The sequence below is a fragment of the Sphingomonas bacterium genome, from assembly GCF_903644135.1.
Classification (GTDB): Bacteria; Pseudomonadota; Alphaproteobacteria; order Sphingomonadales; family Sphingomonadaceae; genus Sphingomonas.
In genome coordinates this window covers 1-8296 of sequence record NZ_CAHJXA010000109.1, presented here as the reverse complement: position 1 = coordinate 8296, position 8296 = coordinate 1, and the positions used below count along the sequence as shown (strand labels likewise).

Genomic DNA, 8296 nt, shown 5'->3' with positions numbered 1-8296 from the left:
CTGGCGGGTCGAGCCGGCGGCGCAGAAGGTCAAGAAGGGCGACGCTCCCGCCGTCCTGACGCTGGTCGAGAACCCCGACATCCTTGCCGGGCTCGCCGCTCGCACCGACCGCCCGCGCCTGCTGATAGGCTTCGCGGCCGAGACCGAGCGGGTGGTCGAGCACGCTGTCGCCAAGCGCTCGCGCAAGGGGGCGGACTGGATCGTCGCCAACGACGTGTCGGGCGACGTCATGGGCGGCGCGGCCAACACCGTTCACCTCGTCACCGCGGCCGGCGTCGAACACTGGGAGCGCGCACCCAAGCGGGAAGTCGCCGCGCGGCTCGCCGCCCGCATCGCCGATGCGCTGGAGGACGCGCCATGACCTCGATCACGCTCCAGCTTCGCCGCCTGCCGCATGGCGACGCGCTGCCCCTCCCCGCCTATGCGACCGAGCACGCCGCCGGGCTCGACATCGTCGCCGCCGAGACGCTGACGCTTGCGCCCGGTGAGCGCGCGGCGGTGGCGACTGGCTTCGCCATCGCCATCCCGGTCGGCTATGAGGTGCAGGTGCGGCCGCGCTCGGGTCTGGCGCTCAAATACGGCATCACCTGCCTCAACACGCCGGGCACGATCGACGCCGACTATCGCGGCGAGGTGAAGGTGCTGCTCATCAACCACAGCGCGGAGCCGTTCACGGTGCAGCGTGGCGAGCGCATCGCCCAGCTGGTCCCCGCCGCCGTTCAGCGTGCCGCAATCGCCGAGGTGGACGTGCTCGACGAGACGGTGCGCGGCAGCGGAGGCTTCGGGTCGACGGGGCGATGACCCTCTCCGACGAGGAGCTGGCCCGCTACGCCCGCCACGTCATCCTCAAGGAGGTCGGCGGCAGCGGCCAGCTGCGGCTGAAGGCGGCGAGCGTGCTGGTGATCGGGGCCGGCGGCATCGGCTCGCCCGCGATCCAGTACCTCGCCGCTGCGGGAGTCGGCAGGCTGGTCTTGGTCGACGACGACGTGGTCGATGCCTCCAACCTCGCGCGCCAGACGATCTACGCCACTGCCGATGCCGGCACAGCGAAGGTCGAGGCGGCTGCGGCGGCGGTGGCGCGGCTCAACCCGCAGGTCGCGGTCGAGACCCGCCGCATCCGCATCGACGCGGCCGCAGCGCCGGCGTTGCTGGCCGGCATCGACGTCGTCCTCGACGGCTCCGACAATTTCGCCACCCGCCTTGCCGTCGCCGATGCGGCGCTGGCGGCGCGGGTGCCGCTGGTCGCCGCGTCGGTGATCCAGCTGGAAGGCCAGCTCGGCGTGTTCCGCGGCTGGGAGGCGGACAAGCCCTGCTATCGCTGCTTCGTCGGCAATGGACCGGAGCGCGAGGCCGCGACCTGCGCCGATGAGGGCGTGCTCGGGCCGGTGGCGGGCATCATGGGCAGCCTCGCCGCGCTGGAGGTGATCCGGTCGTGCGTTCCGTTCGGGGAGGATATGGCCGGGCGGCTGCTGCTGGTCGACGCGCTGGCGATGCGTTTTCGGACTCTCACGTTGCCCAAGGACCCGGGCTGCCGCTGCGGTCAGGTGGCGACGTAACGGCGATACCAGTCAACGAAGCGCGGCACGCCCTCGGCGATCGTGGTAATTGGCGCATAGCCCAGGTCGCGCGCGATCGGCGCGATGTCCGCGAAGGTCGCGGTGACGTCGCCCGGCTGCATCGGCACCAGCTCGCGGATCGCCGGCTCGCCGCAGGCCGCCTCGATCGCAGCGATCAGGTCGCCCAGTGCTTCCGGCCGGCCGTGGCCGATATTGTAGATCAGGTGCGGGCTCGCGCCGCCGTCATCGCTCGGCGGGCGGTCGAGCGCGGCGAGCACACCGGCGGCGATGTCGTCGATATAGGTGAAGTCGCGCCGCAGCGCGCCGCCGTTGAACACCCGGATCGGCCGTCGCTCCAGGATGGCGGCGGTGAACAGCCACACCGCCATGTCGGGCCGGCCCCACGGACCATAGACGGTGAAGAAGCGCAGCCCCGTCGTCGGCAGGCGATAAAGGTGCGCATAGCTCTCCGTCATCAGCTCGCCCGACCGCTTGGTTGCGGCATAGAGCGACACCGGCCGGTCGGCGCGCGCCTTCACCGACAAGGGCCCCGCCCCCGCATCGCCATAGACCGACGAGGAGGAGGCATAGACCAGATGCTCGACCCGCCGCGCCCGGGCGAGTTCGAGGATGTTGAGCTGGCCGACGAGGTTCGCCCGGCCATAGGCGGCGGGGTTGTCGATCGAGTGGCGCACCCCCGCCTGCGCGCCGAGATGGACGATGCGGTCGAACGCCTCGCCGTCGAGCGCCCGCGCCAGCGCGGCGGCGTCGGCGAAGTCGGCCTCGATCACCCGCACCCCGGCCGGCAGCTGCGCCAGCCGATCGCGCTTCAGCCGCACCGAGTAATAAGGATCGAGATTGTCGATCCCGATCACCGCGTCGCCCCGCGCCGCTAGCGCCGCCGCGACGTGGAAGCCGATAAAGCCGGCCACACCGGTGACCAGCACGCGCATCGCTAGGCCAGCAGCGCCTGCGCGAAGCTGCGCACCTGCGGGCCGATGTCGTCGCGGGCGAGTGCCAACGCCAGGTTCGCCTGGATGTACCCGGCCTTGTCGCCGCAATCGTAGCGCTGGCCGGCGAAGGTGAAGCCGTGGAACGGCTGCGTCCCGATCAGCCGCGCCATGGCGTCGGTCAGCTGGATCTCGCCGCCCGCGCCCTTCTCGCCCGCCTCCAGCACCCGCATCACCTCGGGCTGAAGGATGTAGCGGCCGGGGATCATCAGGTTTGACGGTGCGGTGCCGCGGGCTGGCTTCTCGACCAGGGCGGTGACCTCGACCAGCGGACCTTCAGTGCGGCCCGGCGAGATGATGCCGTATTTGTCGGTCTCCTCGTCCGGCACCTCCAGCGCGCCGATCACGTTGCCGCCGACCTGGTTGTACGCCTCCACCATCTGCGCGAGGAAATTGGGGCTGCCGACCATCAGCTCGTCGGGCAGCAGCACCGCGAACGGCTCGTCGCCGACGATCTCGCGCGCACACCAGACGGCGTGGCCAAGGCCCAGCGGCTCCTGCTGGCGCACGTACACCGGACTGCCCGGCCGCTGGCGGATGCCGTGGATCAGGTCGAGGCTCTTGCCCCGCGCGCGCATCGTCGCCTCCAGCTCGTAGGAGACGTCGAAATGATCCTCCAGCGCCGCCTTGCCGCGGCCGGTGACGAAGATGATTTGCTCGATCCCCGCCTCCAGCGCCTCTTCGACGGCGTACTGGATCAGCGGCTTGTCGACGACGGTCAGCATCTCCTTGGGCATCGCCTTGGTCGCCGGCAGGAAGCGCGTCCCCAACCCCGCCACCGGAAACACCGCCTTGCGCAGCGGCTTGATCGTCATCGCATTCCCCTTTGCGGTCGCGCTTAGCGCGTCCTTAAACCTGCGGGAATAGGAGGGTTGCCATGACCAAGCGCGTTCTCGTCATCTTCGGCACCCGGCCCGAGGCGATCAAGCTGTTCCCGGTGGTGCGCGCGCTGGCGGTGCGGCCGGGGCTGACGGTGCGCACCTGCGTCACCGCGCAGCATCGCGGCCTCCTCGACCAGGTACTGGCGATCGCCGACCTGGTGCCGGACATCGACCTCGACCTGATGGAGCCGGGCCAGTCGCTCGACCGGCTGACGGCGCGATTGCTCGTCGGCTTGGGCGAGGTGATGGACGCCGAGCGACCCGACCTGGTGGTCGTCCAGGGCGACACTGCGACCGCGATGGCGGGGGCGCTCGCCGCCTATTACCGGCGGGTGACGGTCGCGCATGTCGAGGCGGGGCTGCGGTCGGGCGACATCTATCATCCCTGGCCCGAGGAGGTGAACCGCCGCATTGTCGCGCCGATCGCGGAGCTGCACTTCGCGCCCACCGAAACGGCGGCGGCGGCGCTGCGGCGCGAGAACATCGATCCCGCGACCATCCACGTCACCGGCAACACGGTGATCGACGCCCTGCTCTGGACGCAGGGCCGCATCGCCGCCGACCCGGCGCTGGCGGGCGGTCTGGACGGGATCGCCGCCCGCTTCGCCGGCCAGCGCCTCGTCCTCGTCACCACCCACCGCCGTGAGAATTTCGGCGAAGGCATGGCGGCGATCGCGCGCGCCATCGGCCGCATCGCCGACCGGCCCGACGTGGCGGTTGTGTTCCCGATGCACCCCAATCCCGAAGTGGTGCGGGCGATGGACGCGGTGCTGGGGACACGCGCCAACGTCGCCCGCATCGCGCCGCTCGACTATCCGCATTTCGTCCGCGCGCTGGCGCTGTGCGACATCGTCCTGACCGACTCGGGCGGCGTGCAGGAGGAGGCGCCCGCGCTCGGCAAGCCGGTGCTGGTGATGCGCGAGACCACCGAACGGCCCGAGGGGGTCGCGGCCGGCACCGCGCGGTTGGTCGGCACGGACGAGGACCGCATCGTTTCCGAAATCTTCACGCTGCTGGGCGATAGCGACGCCTATGCCGCGATGGCCCGCGCCCACAACCCGTTCGGCGACGGCCAGGCCGCGGCGCGCATAGCGGAGATCGTCGCGCATGTCGCCACTGGCTGACCTCAAGGTCGCGGTCCTCGGGCTGGGCTATATCGGCCTGCCCACCGCCGCGGTGATCGCCCGCACCGGCGCGCAGGTGTTGGGCGTCGACGTGACGCCGTCGGTGGTGGAGACGGTCAACTCCGGCCGCATCCATATCGAGGAGGTCGATCTCGACGGCCTCGTCTCCGGCGTGGTGGCGCGCGACACGCTGCGCGCGTCGCTGACGATCGAGCCGGCGGACGTGTTCGTGATCGCCGTGCCGACCCCATTCGACGACGAGCACCGGCCCAATATCGGCTATGTCCTAAAGGCCGCGACAACCGTCGCCACGGTGCTGAAGCGCGGCGACACGGTGATCCTCGAATCGACCTCGCCGATCGGCACCACCGAGGAGGTGCGCGACCTGATCGCGCAGTTGCGACCCGACCTCCAGGTGCCGGGCCGGACGGGCGAAGCCGCCGACATCGCCCTCGCCTATTGTCCGGAGCGCGTGCTGCCCGGCCGCATCCTGGTCGAGCTGATCGACAACGACCGCGTCATCGGCGGCATCACGCCGCGTTGCGCGCGCAAGGCGCTGGCGTTCTATCGCCGCTTCGTGCGCGGCGCCTGCGTCACCACCACGGCGCGCGCGGCGGAGATGACCAAGCTCGCCGAGAACGCCTATCGCGACGTCAACATCGCCTTCGCCAACGAGCTGAGCCTCGTCGCCGACACGATGGGCGTCGACGCCTGGGAGGGGATCCGCCTCGCCAATCGGCATCCGCGCGTCAACATCCTCAACCCCGGCCCCGGCGTGGGCGGCCATTGCATTGCCGTCGACCCGTGGTTCCTGGTCCATGCCGACCCCGCCAACACGCCGCTGATCCGCACCGCGCGGCTGGTCAACGATGCCAAGGTCGAGCATGTCGTCGCCCGCGCGGTGGCGCTCGCCGACGCCCATCCGGGCGCGCCGGTCGCCTGCCTGGGGCTCGCCTTCAAGGCCAATATCGACGACTTCCGCGAGAGCCCGGCGCTCAAGGTCGCGGCGGCACTGGCCGGGCGGCTGGGCGAGCGGGTGCGGATCGTCGAGCCCTATGCGGCGGTGCTGCCCGACGCCTTTGCCGGCACCGGCGCGCGGCTGATCGATGTCGACGAGGCGCTGGCGACCTGTCCGGTGCTGGTCGTGCTGGTCGATCACGACGCCTTTGCCGCGGTGCCGCTGGAGGAACGTCGGCGGGCGAGCGTCCTCGACACCCGCGGTCTGTGGCCGGATCAGCCCAAAATGCTTCCGGCCGCGACGCCGCTCAGGCTGGCAAGCTGAGCGGTTACGGTCCGGGCGGTACCTGACCCGGCATCGCGCCAGGCCCACCCGGCCGACCGCCGCCGCCGCCGCGCATCATCTGCTGCTGCGCCTGCAGCTGGCGCAGCGTTTCGGCGGGGATGAAGTCGAGCAGCTCGACGTCAAACACCAGGGTCGAGTTGGCCGGGATCGGCCCTGCCGCCTTGGGACCATAGGCGAACTCGGGCGGGATGGTCAGCCGGTACTTGCCGCCCTTCGCCATCAGCTTCAACCCCTGCGAGAAGCCGGGCACGACGCCGGCGACCGGCATCGGCGTCGGCTGCTGCGACTGGTCGAACACCGTACCGTTGGTCAGCCGGCCGACATAGTTGATCAGCGCGACGTCGCTGTCGGTGGGGTGCGGCCCCTTGCCGGCGACCAGCGTGTCGAGCTTGATGGTGGAAGGCTGACCCGCCCAGGCGAGCGCCGCCGCGCCCAGCACCGCCGCGGCGATGCCGATCCACAGCCAGATCAGATAGCCCCGCTTCACGGGCAGCAGCGGAACGGCGGTGACGTTGGACATGGCTCAGCCCCGAAGCTCGCGAGGCCGGGCGGCCCCAAAGGTCACAGAAAGTCGCACCTATCGCGTACGCGTGCGACGGTGAGCGGCGCTGTTACCGCGCGCCGTCGCGCTCCGCGCGCTTGCGCTCCAGCTTGCGGGCGCGGCGGACGGCGGCGGCCCGCTCGCGCGCACGCTTCTCGCTGGGCTTCTCGTAATGCCGGCGCAGCTTCATCTCGCGATAGACACCCTCGCGCTGCAGCTTCTTCTTGAGTGCGCGCAGCGCCTGGTCGACATTGTTGTCGCGAACGATGATCTGCATAAAAAGGCCCGTGTCTCCGGATAAATGACGTTGGCGACCGCGAACGCTGGTTCGGGCCGGAAGCGGTCGCCACTACACGCGTCACCGCCAATAGGCAAGGCGGCTCTTGGCGAGCGGGCCGCTCTCCCTCTAAGGCACCGCGGATGCACGGTGCCCCGCTCGTCCTCTACAACAGCCTCACTCGTTCGCCCGAGACCTTCGTGCCGATCGATCCTGCCAACGTCCGGGTCTATTCATGCGGGCCGACCGTTTATCACTACGCCCATATCGGCAACCTGCGTGCTTATGTCTTCACCGACACGCTGTCACGGGTGCTGACGTGGAAGGGCGCGCCGCTGACCCATGTCATCAACATCACCGATGTCGGCCACCTGACCTCCGACGCCGATGCCGGCGACGACAAGATGGAGGCGCGAGCGAAGGAGACCGGACAGGATATCTGGGCGATCGCAGCCTATTATACCGAGGCCTTCAAACGCGATCTCGGCAACCTCAACGTCCGGCCACCGAGCAACTTTCCCCTAGCCACCGCTCATGTCGACGAGATGATCGCCTGGGGTCGCGAGATCGAGGCCGGGCATTGCTACCGCCTGCCCGACGGGCTGTACTTCGATACGGCCAGCGTGCCCGATTACGGCACCCTCGCCCGCTCGCGCGACGATGCCGGCACGGGGGAGGCGCGGATCGCGGCGGTGGCGGGCAAGCGCAACCCGCAGGACTTCGCGATCTGGCGCACCTCCGCCCCGCACGAGCACCGCCAGATGGAGTGGGACTCGCCCTGGGGTCGCGGCGCGCCGGGCTGGCACCTCGAATGTTCGGTGATGAGCCGGCGCTATCTCGGCGAGCGGTTCGATATCCACACCGGCGGCATCGACCATCGCGAGATCCACCACCCCAATGAGATCGCGCAGAACCAGGCGATGAGCGGCACCTGCGACACCGGCGCAAACTTCTGGCTGCATAACAACTTCGTGGTGGAACGTGCTGGCAAGATGTCGAAATCCGGCGGCGGCGCGACCCATCTACAGTCGCTGGTCGATGCCGGCTTCCATCCCCTGTCGTACCGCCTGATGTGCCTGCAGGCGCACTACCGGTCCGAGCTGGAGTTCTCGTGGGAGAACCTCGCAGCAGCGCAGACCCGGCTCAAGCGGCTGGTGCAGACGGTCGCGGCATTGCGGGCGCGGCCGCCGGTCGCGTCGGCAGGGTCGGCGGCGGCGTATCGCGAGCAGCTCGACGCGGCGGTGTCGGACGACCTCAACACTCCGCGCGCGCTGCCGGTGCTGGACGCGCTGCTCGCCGACAAGCAGGTGTCGCCGGCCGAGCGGCTGACGGCGCTGGCGGAGTTCGACGCGGTGCTGGGGCTCGATCTTACCGACCTCACCCGCGAGGCGCTACGTGTCCGCCCCGCCGCCGCGACGATCGAGGCGGCGGCGGTCGGCGAATGCCTCGCCGAACGCCGGGAGGCGCGCGCGGCCAAGGACTTTGCGCGCTCGGACGCAATCCGCGACGAACTGGCCGCGGCGGGGGTGGAGGTCATGGACGGCGATCCGCTCGGCTGGGACTGGCGGATCGGCTAGCACCCGTCACGGCTCGGGCGGTCGCCA

At 70.3% G+C, this 8296-nt stretch carries 10 protein-coding genes; 6 read left to right on the top strand and 4 right to left on the bottom strand.

Features of this window, described 5'->3' with window-relative positions:
- From HUU96_RS07485 to moeB, 3 genes are all read left to right on the top strand, one after another.
- On the top strand, positions 1 to 361 hold a 361-nt coding region (locus tag HUU96_RS07485; RefSeq protein WP_302480224.1), incomplete at its 5' end, for a phosphopantothenoylcysteine decarboxylase domain-containing protein.
- Positions 358 to 801 carry a dUTP diphosphatase gene (gene dut / locus HUU96_RS07480; protein ID WP_174292211.1) on the top strand — a complete coding sequence of 148 codons (444 nt, stop codon included), beginning with the start codon at positions 358 to 360 and terminating at the stop codon, positions 799 to 801. The genes HUU96_RS07485 and dut, both read left to right, overlap by 4 nt.
- Complete coding sequence (gene moeB, locus HUU96_RS07475) at positions 798 to 1556, top strand: molybdopterin-synthase adenylyltransferase MoeB (protein ID WP_174292210.1); 759 nt, start codon at positions 798 to 800, stop codon at positions 1554 to 1556. Before dut ends, moeB begins: the two co-directional genes overlap by 4 nt.
- On the opposite strand, the gene HUU96_RS07470 is transcribed toward moeB, so the two are convergent.
- Positions 1541 to 2509: an NAD-dependent epimerase/dehydratase family protein gene (locus HUU96_RS07470; RefSeq protein WP_174292209.1), complete on the bottom strand. Its 969-nt coding sequence runs from the start codon at positions 2507 to 2509 to the stop codon at positions 1541 to 1543. The genes moeB and HUU96_RS07470 overlap by 16 nt on opposite strands.
- Before the next feature lie 2 nt (positions 2510 to 2511).
- Positions 2512 to 3381 carry a UTP--glucose-1-phosphate uridylyltransferase GalU gene (galU, locus tag HUU96_RS07465; protein WP_174292208.1) on the bottom strand — a complete coding sequence of 290 codons (870 nt, stop codon included), beginning with the start codon at positions 3379 to 3381 and terminating at the stop codon, positions 2512 to 2514.
- 62 nt (positions 3382 to 3443) lie between these two features.
- On the opposite strand from galU, the gene wecB reads away from it, so the two are divergent.
- Complete coding sequence (gene wecB / locus HUU96_RS07460; RefSeq protein WP_174292207.1) at positions 3444 to 4571, top strand: non-hydrolyzing UDP-N-acetylglucosamine 2-epimerase; 1128 nt, start codon at positions 3444 to 3446, stop codon at positions 4569 to 4571.
- Positions 4555 to 5853, top strand: a complete 1299-nt coding sequence (gene wecC / locus HUU96_RS07455) for a UDP-N-acetyl-D-mannosamine dehydrogenase (protein WP_174292206.1) — start codon at positions 4555 to 4557, stop codon at positions 5851 to 5853. Before wecB ends, wecC begins: the two co-directional genes overlap by 17 nt.
- Before the next feature lie 4 nt (positions 5854 to 5857).
- Here wecC and HUU96_RS07450 read toward each other — a convergent pair whose 3' ends face one another.
- Together HUU96_RS07450 and rpsU are read right to left on the bottom strand one after the other, a co-directional pair.
- Positions 5858 to 6394: an FKBP-type peptidyl-prolyl cis-trans isomerase gene (locus HUU96_RS07450; protein ID WP_174292205.1), complete on the bottom strand. Its 537-nt coding sequence runs from the start codon at positions 6392 to 6394 to the stop codon at positions 5858 to 5860.
- Between the two features lie 91 nt (positions 6395 to 6485).
- Positions 6486 to 6692, bottom strand: a complete 207-nt coding sequence (gene rpsU, locus HUU96_RS07445) for a 30S ribosomal protein S21 (RefSeq protein ID WP_007404630.1) — start codon at positions 6690 to 6692, stop codon at positions 6486 to 6488.
- Positions 6693 to 6835: 143 nt separating this feature from the next.
- Here rpsU and cysS point away from each other — a divergent pair, with 143 nt between their 5' ends.
- Positions 6836 to 8269 (top strand): cysteine--tRNA ligase, encoded by a 1434-nt coding sequence (gene cysS, locus HUU96_RS07440; protein ID WP_174292204.1) that lies wholly within the window; start codon positions 6836 to 6838, stop codon positions 8267 to 8269.
- Positions 8270 to 8296 lie beyond the last annotated feature (27 nt).